The following is a 16,101-nucleotide window of genomic DNA, read 5'->3' as shown; positions in this document are numbered from 1 at the left end:
CAGCGGCCCGTCCGACCCGGTAGGCAGGGCCCATGACCACCGAACCGCTCCCCCTGGACGGCATCACCGTCGTCGCCGTCGAACAGGCCGTCTCGGCCCCCTTCGCCACCCGCCAGCTCGCCGACCTGGGCGCCAGGGTGATCAAGGTCGAGCGGCCCGACGGCGGTGACTTCGCCCGTGCCTACGACACGGCCGCGCACGGTCTCGCCTCGCACTTCGTGTGGGCCAACCGGGGCAAGGAGTCGATCGCGCTCGACCTGAAGGACACGCGCGGCCGGGAGGTCCTGCACGGGCTCCTGGGCGGGGCCGACGTCTTCGTGCAGAACCTCGCGCAGGGGGCCGCCGCCCGGCTCGGGCTCGACTCGGCCGCACTGTGCGCGCGGTACCCCCGGCTGATCGCCGTGGACGTCTCCGGCTACGGGGCCGAGGGCCCGTACGCCCACAAGCGCGCCTACGACATGCTCGTACAGTGCGAGGCGGGCCTGGTGTCGGTGACCGGCACCCCCGAACAGCCCGTCAAGGCGGGCATCCCTGCGGCCGACATCGCGGCGGCCATGTACGCCTTCTCGGGCGTCCTGGCCGCCCTGCTGCGCCGCGGGGTCACCGGGCGCGGCGGCAGGGTGGAGGTGTCCATGCTGGACGCGCTCGCCGAGTGGATGGGCCATCCGCTGCACCACACGATGCACCGTGGGGAGCAGCCCGTACGAACCGGCCTCGCGCACGCGGTGATCGCCCCCTACGACGCCTACGCGACGGCCGACGGGGACCGGGTGCTGCTGTCGGTGCAGAACGACCGCGAGTGGCGGCGGCTGGCACAACAGGTGCTGGAACGGCCGGAGTTGGCCGACGATCCGGGGTACGCGACGAACGCGGCGCGCACCGTGAACCGGGAGAAGACCGACGCGGTGGTGGCCGAGGCGTTGGGCCGGCTCGGTGCGGACGAGGCGATCGGGCGGCTGGAGGCGGCGGGCATCGCCTGCGCGCGACTGAACTCCGTGGCCCAGTTGGCCGGACATCCGCAGCTCGCGGCCCGGGACCGTTGGCGGGAGGTGGACACACCGGCCGGTCCGCTGCGGGCCCTGCTGCCGCCGATCGGGCTGCCGGGCGGCGCGGCACCGCACATGGGTGCGGTGCCCGCGCTGGGCGAGCACACCGACTCCCTGCTGCGCGGCCTGGGGATGGCGGACGCACAGATCTCGGAACTGCGCCGGGACGGTGTGATCGGGTAGGGCCGGGGAGCCGGAGGCCGAGGGCCGACGGCTGCGGTACGGGGCAGGTTACGAGCGGCGGCTGCCGAAGAGCGTGCGACGCAGACGGCGCAGCGGCGCGAAGAGCGAGACGCGCGCGCTCCGGCTCCGCAGGCGGTGCGTGTGGTCGCGGGAGGTGAGCTCGCGCATCAGCAGCGTCGCCTCGGCGGTCTCCCGATGCGGGACGGCGGGACCGCCCAGCACAGAGAGGTGGCGGTCGAGGCGCGAGCTGGTCGCACTGCTGCCGCAGGTGATGGCAGGCACGCGAGGCGGCCTGCTGCGCATTGCTATCTGTTCCATGTTCTCTCCCCACCCGTACGAGGGCACCCGGCCCGGGCAGGTTAACCCTATCGCCCCCGCGTCGCCCCCGGGTATCCCGGTGGTGTGAATTACCCCTGTGGCGACCGGGAGTTGACGATTACTCAGCGGAGTCGACGATTACTCTCCGCACAGACGTCACGCTGCGAAAGGCCCTCGCGCGAGTCCCGTCACGACAGGGGCCACTTGGCCCACACTGCGCTAACTTGGAGTGATCGCCCGATGACACCCGGGCGCACGGGAGCACACTCGGGGGCGCGCGTGAGTGACCAATCGAACTCCGATCGTGTCATCTCGGGCCGCTACCGGCTGCTCGAACCGATCGGCCGCGGCGGGATGGGCATCGTGTGGCGGGCCCGGGACGAGGTGCTCGCCCGCGATGTCGCCGTCAAGGAGGTGCGGGCGCCGGCCGGGCTGGAACCCACCGAACTGGAGCGGCTGTACCGGCGGCTGGAGCGGGAGGCCTGGGCCGCGGCCCGGGTCTCGCACCGCGGGGTCGTCACCGTCTACGACGTGGCCTCCGAGGGCGGACGGCCCTGGATCGTGATGGAGCTGGTGCGCGGGCTCTCGCTGGCCGACGTACTGGAGGCCGAGGGGCCGATGACCCCTCAGCGGGCCGCGCACATCGGGGAACAGGTGCTCGCCGCGCTGCGCTCGGCGCACGACTGCGGGGTGCTGCACCGGGACGTGAAGCCGGGCAACGTCCTGATCGCCAACGACGGTCGGGTGGTGCTCGGCGACTTCGGGATCGCGACCCTGGAGGGCTCCTCCTCGATCACCATGACGGGCGAGGTGGTCGGCTCGCCCGAATTCCTCGCGCCCGAGCGGGCGTCGGGACGCGATCCGGGACCCGCCTCCGACCTGTGGGCGCTCGGGATCATGCTGTACACCGCGGTCGAGGGGGTCTCGCCCTTCCGGCAGGCCACCCCGCTGGACACCCTGCGGGCGGTGGTGGACTCCGAGTTGCCGCCGCCACGTCGGGCCGGGGCGCTGACGCCCGTACTGGAGGGGCTGCTGCGCAAGGACCCGGCCGAGCGGCTGCCCGCGGCGGAGGCGGCCCGGATGCTGCGGGTGGTGGGCGCGGGCGGGACCGTACGGGCTCCCGACGGGCCGGTGTCGGGGCCGGACGCGCCGACGGTCGTCGCGCACCACGGGCAGGGGACGGACACCCCGCGCGAGCCGTACCGGGCGCAGCCGACGCCGGCGGCGCCGGTGCACGCGGCTCCGTACGGGACGCCGCCGCCGGTGGCGTCCCGTGAGGGGAACGCCGGGCTGGTGCTGACCGTCGGCATCGTGCTGATGGCGCTGGCTCTGATCGCGGCGGGGTGGCTGCTGTTCAAGGATCGCGGGAACGGCGACGGGACGGGCGCCGGGAACGGCTCTCCGACGGGCTCGGCAACGGCTTCGCGGACCGTGACCACGACGCCGACGACGGCTCCGTCGGCTCCGGTGTCGGCGTCCGCCACGGGCGCGGCGGGACAGCACGTCTCGGTGTACGTGGACGTGGTGCGCTCCTCCTACACCGGCAGCTGCCCGCCACCGGCCGGGTCCGCGCCCGCCTTCACGGCCACCGTGGAGGTGGAGCGCATCCCGGTCGTGCTGGAGTACCGCTGGGCCACGCGCAGCGGACGCACCTCCGGACCCGACTGGCAGTCCGTCACGTACGAGGAGGGCGGGCCGAGGAGCCGGCGGCTGGAGCACACCGAGCTCACGCACGCGCCGGACGGGGCCTTCGAGGACGCGGTCCGGCTGGAGGTGCGGGGACCGGCGGAGGTGGCCACCCAGTGGGTGACCACCTCGGTGACGTGCAGGGAGGAAACCCCGACGAGCGGGGCCCCCTCCCCCGGGCCGAGCACTTCGGCGACGTCGTCGCCGTCACCGTCGGCGACGACGAGCGCCCCGGCGAGTCCGGCAGGTCCGGCGACCGACGGGTCGGACGGATCGGACGAGGCGGTCCGGACGGAGCGGGCGGAGCGGGCGGAGTCGGCCGATCAGGCGGCGTTCGTGAAGACCGGCAGGTAGCCGCCGGACTGTCCGGCCGCGGTCGGGTGGTACGACTCGCCGATGTTCAGCCAGTTGACGCTGTGCAGCCACGCGTTGCCGGAGCAGATCTCGTGGCCCGTGAAGGTGCCGGCGACCGAGGCGAAGGTGAAGCCGTGGTCGGCGGCGCGTTTGGCGATGGCGGTGTTGAGGTGGTCGGCGGCGCCGTTGATGGCGGACCGCTCGCCTTCGGTGAGGCCGGTGGTGCAGGTGCCGTTCAGCTTGTAGAAGCGGGGATAGCCGAGGACGACGACGTGCGCGGCGGGCGAGCGGCTGCTGATGGCGTTGTAGACCTGGTCGAGCAGGCCGGGGAGGGTGGAGTCCACGTAGGCCTTGGCCTGGTTCACGCGGTTGACGCAGGTGGATTCGGACTGGAGCACACAGGTGGTCATGACGTCGGAGAACCCGGCGTCGTTGCCACCGATGGTGATGCTGACGAGGTCGGTGCCGGAGTTGAGCGGGGCGAGCTGACCCGAGAGGACATCACCCGTACGAGCGCCCGAGCAGGCGGTGAAGGAGAAGGTCCGGGGGGAATGGGCGGCGGCCCACAGGGCCGGGTAGGCGCGGGTGGTGCGCTTGCAGTTGCCGCTCGCGCCGTCGTAGTTGCCGGCGCCGACGCCGGAGGAGTACGAGTCGCCGAGGGCGACGTAGCCGAAGTCGGCCCGGGCGGTGGCGGCCGCCTGGCCCGCGCCGAACAGGGTGGCGCCCGCGGCGAGTAAGAGGGAGGAGGTCAGGGCAGCGAAGCGCGACAGTTTCATGCTCATGTGTGCGGCTCCTTGTGGGGGTTACTCCTGAGTCCGTGGTACAAGCAGCCGAGGTCCGCTGGAAGTGTCCATGCCAAGAATATTCAGGGCAGAGTTACGGCCCGAACCTTCACTGCGAATGCGTTTGAAGAGGGAACTTGGGCACCCGATCCAGCGAAACACGGGTGCACGAGGCCATCGTGTGCCGGATCATGGGCGCCATGTCAGCCAACCCGCAGGACGCGCTGCCGATCCGGCTCAACGTCGACGACAGCGACTCACCGTCGGACGTCGTCGACGCGCTCTTCCTCGGCCGGTTCGCGTCGGGCGAGCAGCCGTACTCGCACAGCGTGTCGATCGAGCGGGTCAAGGCGGAGGCCACCCTCCTGCCGCCGGAGGCCACGGTGTTGCGCTCGGCGCGCGACAGCGACCGCAGCGCCACCCTCGCCGAGGGCGAGGGCTGGACCATGCTCGTCTCGCGCTGGAGCCGGGGCGCGGACGTCACCGTGACGGCGGTCAGTGACGAACTCGCCGCCGGCGTGCTCGGCAAGGCCACCGAAGGCGTCCAGGACGAGCCCGAACCGCAGCCCGAGAACGTCACGATGGGCTTCTGGTACGTCTCCCCGCGCCGCGGCCCGTACCGGACGACCCGCCAGATCGCGGCCGGCACCTGGGCGGAGGTACGGCCCAACTACACGGCGCCGGTGGCCGGGGCGATGGACCGGCTGATGAAGGTGACCCCGGACGACATCTCGGGCCGGCTGCTCCTGCTGCACGGGCCGCCGGGCACCGGCAAGACCTCCGCGCTGCGGACGCTGGCCCGGTCGTGGCGGGACTGGTGCCAGGTGGACTGCGTCCTGGACCCGGAGCGGCTGTTCAACGACGTGGGCTACCTGATGGACATCGCGATCGGCGAGGACGAGGGCACGGCGAAGGGCCGCTGGCGGCTGCTGCTGCTGGAGGACTGCGACGAGCTGATCCGGGGCGAAGCCCGCCACACGGCCGGGCAGGCGCTGTCCCGACTGCTGAACCTGACGGACGGACTGCTGGGGCAGGGCCGCAACGTCCTGGTGGGGGTCACCACCAACGAGGACCTGGAACGGCTCCACCCCGCGGTGGTCCGGCCGGGGCGCTGCCTGGCCCGCATCGAGGTCGGCCGGCTGACCCACCGGGAGGCGGTGGACTGGCTGGGCACGGACGAGGGCGTCTCCCGCGAGGGCGCCAGCCTGGCGGAGCTGTTCGCGCTACGGCGCGGCACGGGCCCGGCGGCGATCCTGCCGCCCCAGCCGCACGGCTCGGAAGCGGGCCTGTACCTCTGACGTCCGGCGTGCTTCACCCACCGTTCCGGCCCCGCCGCCCACGTCGGGCGAGGCCGGATGCGGCCGGCGGTGGTCACTTGGCCGCGTACCGGGCCCGGAGGGCGTCCGTCGCCGCGGCGAGCGCCTCGGCCTGCGTCAGGCCGAGCCGGCGGACGCGGTCCGCGTACGCCTGAGCCGCCGCGGCCGCCTCCCGGGACACCGCGTCGCCCGCGGCCGCGATGAAGGTCCCGTTCCGGCCCCGCGTCTCGATCACCGCGTCCGCCTCCAGCGCCCGGTACGCCTTCGCGACCGTGTTCGCGGCCAGCCCCAGCTCCTCGGCCAGGCCCCGTACCGTCGGCAGTTTGAAGCCCGCCGGAAGCTTCCCCGACCGGGCCCGGTCGGCGATCTGCGCGCGCAGCTGTTCGTACGGGGCGGCCGAGCCGGCCGAGCCGTCGATGGTGATCTTCAGGTTTGTCGAGGTCACGCGGGTGATTGTCCCCCATCGACGGTTAATTGGGAGGCGCGCGTCGCGAAGGCGCACGTAGCGTCTGCCTCATGACCGCATCGATCCGTGACGTCCGCGCCGGCGACCCCTCGGACGCGGCGTCCGTCGTGCGGGTGCTCCGCGCGGCCCTGCCCTTCTCGATCACCAGTGCCGAGGGCCTGAGCTTCGAGCTCTCCTCCGCCCACCCGGCGAAGCACCACCGCATCCTTGTCGCCGAAGGCCCGGACGGCCGCGTCATCGGCGCCGCCCGGGCCGGCGTCGCGTACGACAGCCCGAAGCCCGGCCAGTCGTACCTCACCACGTACGTCGACCCCGCCCACCGCGGCCTCGGCGCCGGCCGCCTCCTGCTCCGCGCCGCCGAGGAGCACCTCGCCGCGCACGGCGCGGTGGACACGTACGCCTGGGTCCTCGACGAGCCGGCCCACCGCGCCTTCGCCGAGCGGCACGGCTACCGGCCCCGCCGCACGGCACACTTCCTGCGCCTGGACCTGGCGGCGGCCACGCTGCCCGAGCCACAGCGGGACGAGGACCTGCCGGCCGGGGTGGAACTGCGTCCCGGCTCCGCCTTCGCCGCCGACCCGCGTCCGCTCTTCGAGACCGACGCCGAGGCGACCCGCGACGAACCGGGCGATGTGGCGGCGGAGTTCGACGACTACGAGTACTGGCTCGCGCGCTTCTGGAACAACCCGACCCTCGACAAGGAGCTCACCACCGTCGCCCTGGTGGACGGTGTGGTGGCCTCCTTCAGCGCGGTGCAGACGGACGGCGCCACCCGCTGCGGCTCGGCGATGACCGGCACCCTGCGCGCCTTCCGCGGCCGGGGACTGGCCAAGCTCGCCAAGACGGTCGCCCTGCACCGGGCCCGCGCGGCCGGGTACACCGAGTCCTTCACCGGCAACGACGCGGGCAATGAGCCGATGCTCGCCATCAACACGTCGTTCGGCTACGAGATCTGCGCGACCGAGACGCGCTACACGAAGAAACTGGAGACCCTGTGACCGCGCAGCTGACCGTCGTCCTGACCAAGGCCGGCCGGACCAAGATCCGCTACCCGGCGGCGCAGGTCGCCGACGACGGCGACCGCATCTCCGTACGCGCCCCCTGGGCGGCCGAGGGCGTACGGGACTTCGGCTTCGTGCGCTTCGAGCCCGGCGACGTGTTCGTCGAGCACTTCTGGCGGACCCGCTGGTACGCGGTCAAGGAGGTGTGGACCGCGGGCGGTGTCCTCAAGGGCTGGTACTGCGACGTCACGCGACCGGCCCTGGTGCGGAGCGGGGAGATCCTCGTGGAGGACCTCGACCTCGACCTGTGGGTGTCGGCGGACGGGAGCTCCGTGCTGCGGCTGGACGAGGACGAGTTCGCCGAGAGCGGCCTCGCCGCGAGCGACCCGGAGGCCGCGGCCCAGGCGGTACGGGCCCTGGACGCGCTGGACGACCAGGCCCGGTCCGCGGCGGGCCTGTCCGCGCTCCTCTCGTAGCCCCGGGACGACATGGGGCGTGGGCGTGGGCGTGGGACGTGGGGCGCGCGGCGGCCCTCCCGTGGGGAGCCGGGAGGGCGCCGGGCCCGGGATGGTCCGGGGCCACACCATACGCACGGGCCCGAGTGGCCCGATAGGCATATGACAGGGGAGATTCCGGATCGCCGTCGCCAGGTCGGCGACCGGGTGGAAACCCCCGCCCGTTCCCGATCCCGAGGAGCCGCGCATGGTCGTCCGCACCGCCACCCCGCTCGCCGAGTCGATCCCCACGCCCGAGCGGGTCTGGTACGCCTCCTACGGCTCCAACATGCACATGGACCGCCTCGCCACCTACCTCGCCGGCGGCACCCCGCCCGGCGCGGCACGCACCTACCCGGGCTGCCGGGACCACCGGGCCCCCGAGCGCTCGATCGCGGTGGAGCTGACGGGCCGCCTGTACTTCGCCACGGAGTCCCCCGTGTGGACGGGGGGCCGGGGCTTCTACGACCCCACGGCTCCCGGACGCACGCGCGCACGGGCACACCTGGTGACGGTCGGCCAGATGTCCGACATCGCCGCCCAGGAGATGTACGAGGAGCCGGGAGCGGACCTGGATCTGACCACGGCCCTACGGGACGGCCGTGACCAACTGGGCCCGGGTCGGTACGAGACCCTGATCTGCCCGGGCACGATCGACGGCATCCCCGTGCTGACCTTCACCGCGCCGTGGAGCCTGCGGGACGTCGAGGTGCTCACCCCGTCGGGCGCGTACCTGCGCTACCTGGCCGGCGGCCTCCTGGAATCCGGCCCCTGGGAGGAGCAGGACATCGCCGACTACCTCGCGGCCTGCCCCGGCGCCGCCGGGAACTGGACGGCCGCGCAGGTGCGGGACCTGCTCACGGCCGACGAGACACCCCGGGGGCTCCGCGACGCCGGTTCCTGAGGCGGCGCTTGTCCCTGGCTTAAGGGGACCCTAAAGATCCGCTCCGGTGGGCTCGAAGCCGCGGAACCGGTGGTCGGGGCGGCTAGCTTGGCCGGGCCAGGACAGGAAGGGCCCGTTGTGGCGCCGCCGGGGGGCGGCGCACCGCGGAGTCCGATTCCGCCGGCACACCCTGCCTTGTGCCCGAAGGAGATCCCCCATGCCCGCACGCCGCCGCACCGCCGTCACGTTGACCCGTATCGCCGCCGCCGGCCTGGCCCCGCTCGCGGTGGCCGCGTACGCCGCGGCTCCCGCGGTCGCCCACGGATCGATGACGGACCCGGTCAGCCGGGTGGCCGCGTGCTACGCCGAAGGGCCGGAGTCCCCGAAGTCGGCCGCCTGCAAGGCCGCGGTCGCCGCCGCCGGGACGCAGCCGTTCTACGACTGGAACGCGGTCAACATCGCGAACGCCGCCGGCAACCACCGCTCCTTGATCCCGAACGGGCAGCTCTGCTCGGCCGGCAACGACAAGTACCGGGGGCTGGACCTGGCCCGCGCCGACTGGCCGGCAGGCCCGATGTCCGCCGGGGCGCACACCTTCCGCTACAAGGGCACGGCCCCGCACAAGGGCACCTTCGAGCTGTACGTGACGAAGGACGGCTACGACCCGACGAAGCCCCTGGCCTGGTCCGACCTGGAGCCCGCGCCGTTCGCGAAGGTCACCGACCCGGGCATGCAGAACGGCGACTACGTCTTCTCCGGGACCGTCCCCGCCAAGTCGGGCCGCCACCTCATCTACAGCATCTGGCAGCGCTCCGACAGCCCGGAGGCCTTCTACACCTGCTCGGACGTGGTCTTCGGCAAGGACACCGGAGGCGGGAACGGCGGGAAGGGCGGCAACGGCGGGAACGGCGGGAACTCCGGTACGGCTCCGACCACCGAGCCCACCACCGGGACGGGTTCCAAGCCGAGCGAGAAGCCCGTCGACAAGCCCGTCGACAAGCCCTCGGCCCCGACCGACCAGCAGATCTCCGACGGCGCCGGCAGGTCCACCGTGGAGCACAACGGCCACGGCGACAACGACCCGAAGACGAACGGCACGAAGGACGCCGCCGCCGTCCCGATCGCGGCCGGCTCCTCCTCGCCGGCCGCGGCCAAGGAGAACCTCGCGGAGACGGGCGGCAACAGCGCCACCCCGACGATCGCGATCGCCGGGGCCGCCGCCCTGGCCGTCGGCGCGGCCGCGCTGTTCGCGGCCGCCCGCCGTCGTACCGCGCGTACGACGACGAGCCGCCACGGCCGCTGACCGGTCGGGCCGGTGTCGGACCGCCCGCGCCCGGTCAGTCGAAGACCGAGGCGCAGGTGGTCCGTTCGGCGTGCGCCGGGTCGAGGGCGTTGACCGCCTCGTGCCAGGCGATCCGGTCGGTGAGCCCGATGCCGACGTGCTCCGAGAGGTCCAGGAAGCACAGGTCCTGGAGGACGACGTTACGTACGTTCGGCCCGTCCAGGAAGCCGCTCCGGTAGGGCGTCACCACCTCGTCGTACTTGGTCGCGATGACCGTGTACTTCACCCCGGGCACGGTGTCCCCGCCTTCGTTCAGCTTCTGCAGGAAGGCGGATCCGGCGATCTGGTCGGCGAGGCCCGGGGTCGCGGTGCTGATCAGGTCCTCGGCCCCGGGGAAGTACGGGAGCAGCTTGGTGAATCCGAGCAGCGTGGTGCCGTGGTTGTCGGGGGCGAGCCCGACCAGCGCGTTGACCTTCGAGGCGCCACCGAGGAACTTCAGGTAGTAGCGCGGCATCATGCCGCCCTGCGAGTGTCCGACGATGTCGGTCTTGGAGGCGCCGGTTGCGGCGAGCACCTTGTCGACGAAGACGTCGAGCTGTCCGGCGGACTTGTCGATGGGGCCGAGCCCGTTGAAGAGGGGTACGCCGGGCAGTTGGCCGTAGTCGAGCGAGTAGACGCAGTACCCGCGGTTCACGAGGTACGGGGCGAAGCCGAGCCAGTTGTCCCAGGAGTTGCCGAAGGTGCCGTGCACGAGCACGACGGGGCGCGGGTGCGCGGCGGACGGCTTGCAGGACCAGTTGTTCCAGCCGCTGCTGGGGGCGGACGCGGCCTGCGCCGCTCCGGTGGGGGCGACGAGTGCGGCGGCGGTGAGGGTGAGGACGGCGAGTGGGCGGAGCAGGCGTCTCCAGGGCAGCATCGGGTGATCTCCTCGCGGGTGACTCAAGGGGATGAGGTGGGGGTTCGTCCCGTGATCCGGATCACAAGGGGGAGCTGCTGCCGCTAAATTACGGGTGAGTAGCAACACAGGGAAGTTACGCGTCGGTAAAAAATCGCGCGTCGCTCGGCCGCCCCCCTGTAAGGCGCCGTACAGACCCTCGACAGGTCACCCGACGAGCCGTCAGGCGGCCAACGCGCCACGGGCGATGGTGTGGGGCCCGAAGCGCGCGCGGACCCGGTCGGTGACGGCCTCCAGCCGGCGGGCCTTCTCGTCCTCGGGGTCGAGGCTGAGCTGCCGCGCGGCCCGTTCCGCCGAGGTCAGGTCCTCGGCGCGCAGCGACAGCGCGCGCACCCGGGCCCGCTGCAGGCCGAGGCCCGCGTAGAGGGCGTAGGCCGTGGCGGTCAGGGCGGCCGAGTGCGCGGTGGGCTCGGTCAGGGTGCGCGTCCGGGTGAGCGTGGTGCGGTCGGCGCAGCGGACGGTGAGCGAAAGGGTGCGGCAGACCTGCCCCCGGCCCTGTTCCTGTGTACGAAGCTTCGCGCCGAGCTCCTCCGTCAGCGAGAGCAGCGCCCGCCGGTGCCGTACGGGATCCAGCTCGTCCCGATCGAAGAGCCGCTCGGCGGCGACGGCGCGGGCGGCCGCGCCCGGCCGGACCGGGGTCCGATCGATCCCCAGGGCGCGCTCGTGCACCTCGCGGCCGAGCCGGGCGCCGAGGATCCGCCGCAGGGCTGCGGGCGGGGCGGCGGCGACCCGGCCGACGGAATCGAGGCCGTAGGAGCACAGGGTGCGGGCGGCCTTCGGCCCGACCCCGTCGAGGACGGTGACGGGTTTGCCCGCCAGGAACTCCCGTACGGCGGTGGGATCCCCGGGGATCACCCGGGTCTCCCCGGGCCGGGCCTCACGGGCCGCGGCCCTGGCCAGCATGGGGTTGCCGGCCACGCCGACGGCGGCGTCCACCCCGTACAGGGCGAGGGCCCGGACCCGGACCAGGGCGGCCAGCCGGGTGGCGTCGCAGTCGAAGTAGCGCAGCGCGCCCCGGACCTCGGCGAGCACGGTGTCGGGCGGCACGGCCTGCACGGCCGGGGTGATGCCCCCGAGCAGCGCGAGCACCCCGGCGTACTCCCGGGCCCCGAGCGGCCCCCCGTCGGCGGGGTACGGGCGCAGGCACATCACGACCCTCTCGGCGGCGGTCATCCCGCGCTCCCCGGGCTGGAGTGCCACAGCTTGCGGCCGGTCGCGGGGCCGGTACCGGGCGGCTGGAGGTCGGCCCAGGGGTTCATCTCGTACCCCGTGGACATGCGGATCCTGCGGCCGGAGGGCCGCCCTGCCACCTCGGCCCCGCCTTCGGCCGCGCCCTCCCCGGCGACCGCCGCCGGCTCGGCCGGCTCCGCGAGGCGGGCCGCGACCGCGTCCAGGCCGCCCGCCGCCCGCAGTTCCACCAGCTCCGCCAGGTTCCACGCCGCCGCGCCGACCACGCTCAGGCTCTGCGGGCCCCGGCGCTGCACGACACCGCGTACCAGCAGCAGGAAGGAGTGGAAGACGGTGTGCGCGCAGCGTTCGTGACTGTCGTCGAAGAAGGCCAGGTCGACCAGGCCCGTCCCGTCGTCCAGCGTCGTGAAGATGACCCGCTTCCCGGAACGGATCGGCGGGGTCTGGGTGGCCGCCTTGGCCCCCGCGACCAGCACGGTCTGCCCGTGCTCGGTGTCGCGCAGCCGGCGCGCCGGGACCACTCCCAGTTCGGCCAGGAAGGCGTGGTGGTCCCCCATCAGATGCCGCGAGGCGTCCATGCCGAGGACGCCCAGCTCGGCGCTGAGCCGTTCCGCCTCGGTCAGGTCGGGCAGCCCGACGGAGGCCGTGGACCTGCCACCCTCCAGCGGGAGTTGGGGGCCCCGTACGCCTGCGGCCCGCTGCGCGCCGTGCAGTTCCGACACGTGCAGCAGCAGGTCCCGCCGGTTGGCGCCGAAGGCGTCCAACGCGCCCACCTGCGCGAGCCGTTCGACCACCGGGCGGCCCGGACGGGCCCGGTCCCAGAAGTCCCGCAGGGAGGCGTACGGCTGTCCGGCCTCGATCCGGTCCGCCTCGACCCCGCTGATGCCGTGGACGTCGGACAGCCCGAGCCGCAGCCCCCACACCCCCTCGACGTCGGACACCAGTTCGATACGATGGGCGGCCGCCGACCGGTTCACGTCCAACGGCAGCACCGGCACGCCCCGCCGCCGCGCGTCCGCCAGCAGCAGCCGCTTCGGGTACATCCCCGGGTCGTGGGTGAGCAGCCCGGCGTAGAAGGCCGCCGGGTGGTGCGCCTTCAACCAGGCCGACTGGTAGGTGGGTACCGCGAAGGCCACCGCGTGCGCCTTGCAGAAACCGTACGAGCCGAAGGCCTCCACGATCTCCCAGGTCCGGCCGATCACCTCCACCGGATAGCCGCGCTCGGCCGCCTTCGCCGCGAACCAGACCTTGATCCGCGGCTGCGACTGCGGGTCGGACAGCCCGCGCCGCACCCGGTCCGCCTCGTCCCGCCCGCAACCGGTCATGACGTGCACGATCTCGATGATCTGCTCGTGGAAGACCACCACCCCGTACGTCTCGCGCAGCGCGTCGGCCAGGTCCGGGTGCGGGAAGCGGACCGGGGCCCGCCCGTGCCGGGCCTCGATGAAGGGCCGCACCATGTCGGCGGCCACCGGCCCCGGCCGGAACAGCGAGATGTCGACGACCAGGTCGTGGAAGGTCGCCGGCTGGAGCCGCCCCACCAGGTCCCGCTGGCCCGGCGATTCGATCTGGAAGCAGCCCAGGGTCTCGGCCGAGCGGATCAGCTCGTACGTGGCCCGGTCGCCCGGCGGCACCTGCGCCGGGTCGTCCAGGTCGAGCTCCCGCCCCGTGCCGCGGCGGATCTCCGCGACCGCGTGCGCCATCGCGGACTGCATCCGCACGCCCAGCACGTCCAGCTTGAGCAGCCCGAGCTCCTCCACGTCGTCCTTGTCGAACTGCGACATGGGGAAGCCCTCGCCGCTGGTGGGCACCACCGGCGTACGGGCGAGCAGCGAGTCGTCGGAGAGCAGCACCCCGCACGGGTGCATGGCGATCCCGCGCGGCAGCGCGTCCAGCGACTCGACGAGCTCCCACAGCCGCCCGTACGACTCCCCGCGTACGTCACGCAGTTCGGGGAGCTCCTGCAGCGCGGCGCGGGCGTCGCGGGCCCGGATGTGCGGGAAGGCCTTGGCGAGCCGGTCGGTGACGGCGGGGTCCATGGACAGGGCGGCGCCGACGTCGCGGATGGCGTGCCGGACCCGGTAGGTCTCGGGCATGGAGACGGTGGCGACGCGTTCGGTGCCGAACCGCTCCATGATCCGCCGGTAGACCTCCAGCCGGCGGGCGGACTCCACGTCGATGTCGATGTCGGGCAGGACGCGCCGCCGCTTGGAGAGGAAGCGCTCCATCAGCAGGCCGTGGGCCACGGGGTCGGCGTGCGCGATCCCGAGCAGGTGGTTGACGAGGGAGCCGGCGCCGGACCCCCGGGCGGCCACCCGGATGCCCATCTCGCGCACGTCGTCGACGACCTGAGCGACCGTCAGGAAATACGAGGCGAAACCGTGGTAGGCGATGATGTCGAGCTCCTGGTGCATCCGCTCCCAGTAGGCGCGGTCGCCCGCGTACCCGCGCAGCACCATGCCCGCCGAGGCCCGGGAGGCCAGGACCCGCTGGGCACTGCGGTGGGCCGCGCCGACGAGGCGGGCCTCGGGGAAATGCACGGAACCCATGCCGAGATCGTCCTCGGGGTCCACGCGGCAGGCCTCGGCGGTACGCCGGGTCTCCGCGAGCAGGCGCCGGGCGTCGGCGGGGCGCAGGCCGGCCGCCTGCGCGATCCGGTCGGCGGCCTCGGCCATTGCGGTGGGGCCCTTGAGCCAGCGCTCGCCGCTGTCGAGCGGGTACGCGGGGTTGCGGGGGTCGATGGGGACCAGGCGGCGGGCCGCGTCGAGGATGTCGGCGACCGGCCCCTGGCCGGGGTCGGCGTAGCGGACGGCATTGGTCAGCACGGCCGGGACGCCCTGCTCGACGGCGAAGCCGACGGTACGGGCGGCCAGCCGGAGCGAGCCGGGCCCGGTGCCGGTACGGCCGTGGTGGACGGCCTCCAGGCGCAGGGAGTCGCCGTAGATCTCCCGCCAGGGCGCGAGCAGCCGGGCGGCCCGGTCGGGGCGGCCCGCGGCGAGCGCCCGCCCCACCTCGGAGTCGGGCCCGAGCAGGACGAAGACGCCCTCCCCGCGCAGGGCACCCCAGGGCACGAGCGGAACCTCGGCGGCCGCCGCGTGGGCGGCGGTGACCATCCGGCACAGCTCGGCCCACCCGGCGGCCCCGTCCCGGGCCAGGAAAACGGCCCGCGCGGCGGACTCGTCCACGAAGGCCCCGCCCTTGACGGGGGTGCGCCGCCGGTAGGAGGCCTCGCCGGGCCCGGTCGGGCCCCCCGACCCGGCCGGGCCCGTCGCGGGCGGGACCGCCATGTCCACTCCGAACAACGGCCGGATGCCCGCCTGCGCGCACGCCTTCGCGAACCGGACCGCGCCCGCGAGGGTGTCGCGGTCGGTCAGGGCGAGGGCGTCCATACCCCGCTCGGCGGCACGCTCCGCCAGCCGCTGGGGGTGCGAGCCTCCGTAGCGCATGGAGAACCCCGAAACGGTGTGCAGATGCGTAAAACCAGGCACCCGCGGCCTCCTGCTTCGCTCGAATGAACACCTCCCCCGCTCTCCACCATAGAGCAATTCGAATACCCGTGCGAAACACTTGTTCGATCACTTGACGGCTCGGTGCGGCCGCCCGCCGGGACCCTGCGGGGTGCTCGGCGGTGTCCCTGCGGGTGCTCGGCGGTGTCCCTGCGGGTGCTCGGCGGTGTGCAGCTGGACTCGGGCTGCGCCCGGCGCCGCGCCTCAAACGCCGGCGGGGCTTGATGTGCGGGCCTGTGGTTGGTGGGGGGGGGGGGGGGGGGCCGGGGTGAGGTGTCTCCTCGGCTCGCGCCTTACGGGCATGTCTCGGTTGTGGGGCGGGGTTGCGCGCTCGTCCTGCGGGGACACCCCACCCCGTCCCCCCACCCCTCACGCCGTCCCCGTCGAAGCCCACCCGTGGGGCGGGGACACGCAGGAGGGTCCCCGCAGGACGAGGCGTCACCACGGCCGCCTTGCCGAGACATGCCCGCACACGCCGAGCCGAGGAGACCCTCCTGCGGGGCCCCGCACCACCCACACCCCCCAGCCCCGCCGACAATTGAGGCGCCCCGCCCGGCAAGGGCAAGGTCCGGCTGAACACCACCGAGCCGCCCGCAGGGCATCCGGCAGCCCGAGTCCGGCTGAACACCACCGAGCAACCC

At 73.6% G+C, this 16,101-nt stretch carries 13 protein-coding genes; 7 read left to right on the top strand and 6 right to left on the bottom strand.

Features of this window, described 5'->3' with window-relative positions; all coding sequences use genetic code 11:
* Positions 1 to 32: 32 nt before the first annotated feature.
* A complete protein-coding gene (locus ACWG52_RS29085) occupies positions 33 to 1,229 on the top strand; it encodes a CaiB/BaiF CoA transferase family protein (RefSeq protein ID WP_453126372.1) in 1,197 nt (398 codons plus the stop codon).
* 48 nt (positions 1,230 to 1,277) lie between these two features.
* Here the strand turns inward: ACWG52_RS29085 and ACWG52_RS29080 are convergent, their stop codons facing one another.
* On the bottom strand, positions 1,278 to 1,547 hold the full coding sequence (locus ACWG52_RS29080) for a hypothetical protein (RefSeq protein ID WP_030723188.1): 270 nt from the start codon (positions 1,545 to 1,547) through the stop codon (positions 1,278 to 1,280).
* A 279-nt stretch (positions 1,548 to 1,826) separates the two neighbouring features.
* On the opposite strand from ACWG52_RS29080, the gene ACWG52_RS29075 reads away from it, so the two are divergent.
* Entirely contained in the window at positions 1,827 to 3,587 is a 1,761-nt protein-coding gene (locus ACWG52_RS29075; RefSeq protein WP_390166432.1) for a serine/threonine-protein kinase, read from the top strand.
* Here ACWG52_RS29075 and ACWG52_RS29070 read toward each other — a convergent pair.
* On the bottom strand, positions 3,557 to 4,363 hold the full coding sequence (locus ACWG52_RS29070; protein ID WP_352164108.1) for an SGNH/GDSL hydrolase family protein: 807 nt from the start codon (positions 4,361 to 4,363) through the stop codon (positions 3,557 to 3,559). The genes ACWG52_RS29075 and ACWG52_RS29070 overlap by 31 nt on opposite strands.
* A 206-nt stretch (positions 4,364 to 4,569) precedes the next feature.
* Here ACWG52_RS29070 and ACWG52_RS29065 point away from each other — a divergent pair, with 206 nt between their 5' ends.
* Positions 4,570 to 5,667 carry a DUF5925 domain-containing protein gene (locus ACWG52_RS29065; protein ID WP_386144760.1) on the top strand — a complete coding sequence of 366 codons (1,098 nt, stop codon included), beginning with the start codon at positions 4,570 to 4,572 and terminating at the stop codon, positions 5,665 to 5,667.
* A 73-nt stretch (positions 5,668 to 5,740) separates the two neighbouring features.
* Here the strand turns inward: ACWG52_RS29065 and ACWG52_RS29060 are convergent, their stop codons facing one another.
* Positions 5,741 to 6,130, bottom strand: a complete 390-nt coding sequence (locus ACWG52_RS29060; protein ID WP_030723177.1) for a GntR family transcriptional regulator — start codon at positions 6,128 to 6,130, stop codon at positions 5,741 to 5,743.
* A gap of 71 nt (positions 6,131 to 6,201) precedes the next feature.
* Here ACWG52_RS29060 and ACWG52_RS29055 point away from each other — a divergent pair, with 71 nt between their 5' ends.
* The 4 genes from ACWG52_RS29055 (at position 6,202) to ACWG52_RS29040 (ending at position 9,832) form a co-directional block, all read left to right on the top strand.
* Positions 6,202 to 7,149: a GNAT family N-acetyltransferase gene (locus ACWG52_RS29055; RefSeq protein WP_390140927.1), complete on the top strand. Its 948-nt coding sequence runs from the start codon at positions 6,202 to 6,204 to the stop codon at positions 7,147 to 7,149.
* Positions 7,146 to 7,628, top strand: coding sequence for a DUF402 domain-containing protein (locus tag ACWG52_RS29050; RefSeq protein ID WP_371592515.1), 483 nt, complete (start codon positions 7,146 to 7,148; stop codon positions 7,626 to 7,628). The genes ACWG52_RS29055 and ACWG52_RS29050 overlap by 4 nt, the downstream gene beginning before the upstream one ends.
* A 226-nt stretch (positions 7,629 to 7,854) precedes the next feature.
* Positions 7,855 to 8,550 (top strand): histone deacetylase, encoded by a 696-nt coding sequence (locus ACWG52_RS29045; protein ID WP_390140924.1) that lies wholly within the window; start codon positions 7,855 to 7,857, stop codon positions 8,548 to 8,550.
* Between the two features lie 196 nt (positions 8,551 to 8,746).
* Positions 8,747 to 9,832, top strand: coding sequence for a lytic polysaccharide monooxygenase auxiliary activity family 9 protein (locus ACWG52_RS29040; RefSeq protein WP_453126369.1), 1,086 nt, complete (start codon positions 8,747 to 8,749; stop codon positions 9,830 to 9,832).
* 34 nt (positions 9,833 to 9,866) lie between these two features.
* Here ACWG52_RS29040 and ACWG52_RS29035 read toward each other — a convergent pair whose 3' ends face one another.
* From ACWG52_RS29035 to ACWG52_RS29025, 3 genes are all read right to left on the bottom strand, one after another.
* Positions 9,867 to 10,727: an esterase/lipase family protein gene (locus tag ACWG52_RS29035; RefSeq protein ID WP_375934152.1), complete on the bottom strand. Its 861-nt coding sequence runs from the start codon at positions 10,725 to 10,727 to the stop codon at positions 9,867 to 9,869.
* Positions 10,728 to 10,928: 201 nt separating this feature from the next.
* On the bottom strand, positions 10,929 to 11,939 hold the full coding sequence (locus tag ACWG52_RS29030) for a DinB/UmuC family translesion DNA polymerase (RefSeq protein ID WP_389814397.1): 1,011 nt from the start codon (positions 11,937 to 11,939) through the stop codon (positions 10,929 to 10,931).
* The gene (locus tag ACWG52_RS29025; RefSeq protein ID WP_390140920.1) at positions 11,936 to 15,442 is read right to left on the bottom strand and encodes a DNA polymerase III subunit alpha; all 3,507 of its coding nucleotides are present in this window, start codon (positions 15,440 to 15,442) and stop codon (positions 11,936 to 11,938) included. Before ACWG52_RS29025 ends, ACWG52_RS29030 begins: the two co-directional genes overlap by 4 nt.
* Positions 15,443 to 16,101: the final 659 nt, after the last annotated feature.

This window comes from Streptomyces sp. CLCI03 (assembly GCF_053615355.1).
Note: the sequence above shows the minus strand (reverse complement) of the source record. Positions and strands in the feature narration are given on the sequence as shown.

Excerpts from the sequence above, each read along its gene's own strand:
- ACWG52_RS29085 (WP_453126372.1), top strand. The coding sequence starts at position 33 with ATGACCACCGAACCGCTCCCCCTGGACGGCATCACCGTCGTCGCCGTC.
- ACWG52_RS29080 (WP_030723188.1), bottom strand. The coding sequence starts at position 1,547 with ATGGAACAGATAGCAATGCGCAGCAGGCCGCCTCGCGTGCCTGCCATC.
- ACWG52_RS29070 (WP_352164108.1), bottom strand. The coding sequence starts at position 4,363 with ATGAAACTGTCGCGCTTCGCTGCCCTGACCTCCTCCCTCTTACTCGCC.
- ACWG52_RS29065 (WP_386144760.1), top strand. The coding sequence starts at position 4,570 with ATGTCAGCCAACCCGCAGGACGCGCTGCCGATCCGGCTCAACGTCGAC.
- ACWG52_RS29055 (WP_390140927.1), top strand. The coding sequence starts at position 6,202 with ATGACCGCATCGATCCGTGACGTCCGCGCCGGCGACCCCTCGGACGCG.
- ACWG52_RS29045 (WP_390140924.1), top strand. The coding sequence starts at position 7,855 with ATGGTCGTCCGCACCGCCACCCCGCTCGCCGAGTCGATCCCCACGCCC.
- ACWG52_RS29040 (WP_453126369.1), top strand. The coding sequence starts at position 8,747 with ATGCCCGCACGCCGCCGCACCGCCGTCACGTTGACCCGTATCGCCGCC.
- ACWG52_RS29035 (WP_375934152.1), bottom strand. The coding sequence starts at position 10,727 with ATGCTGCCCTGGAGACGCCTGCTCCGCCCACTCGCCGTCCTCACCCTC.
- ACWG52_RS29030 (WP_389814397.1), bottom strand. The coding sequence starts at position 11,939 with ATGACCGCCGCCGAGAGGGTCGTGATGTGCCTGCGCCCGTACCCCGCC.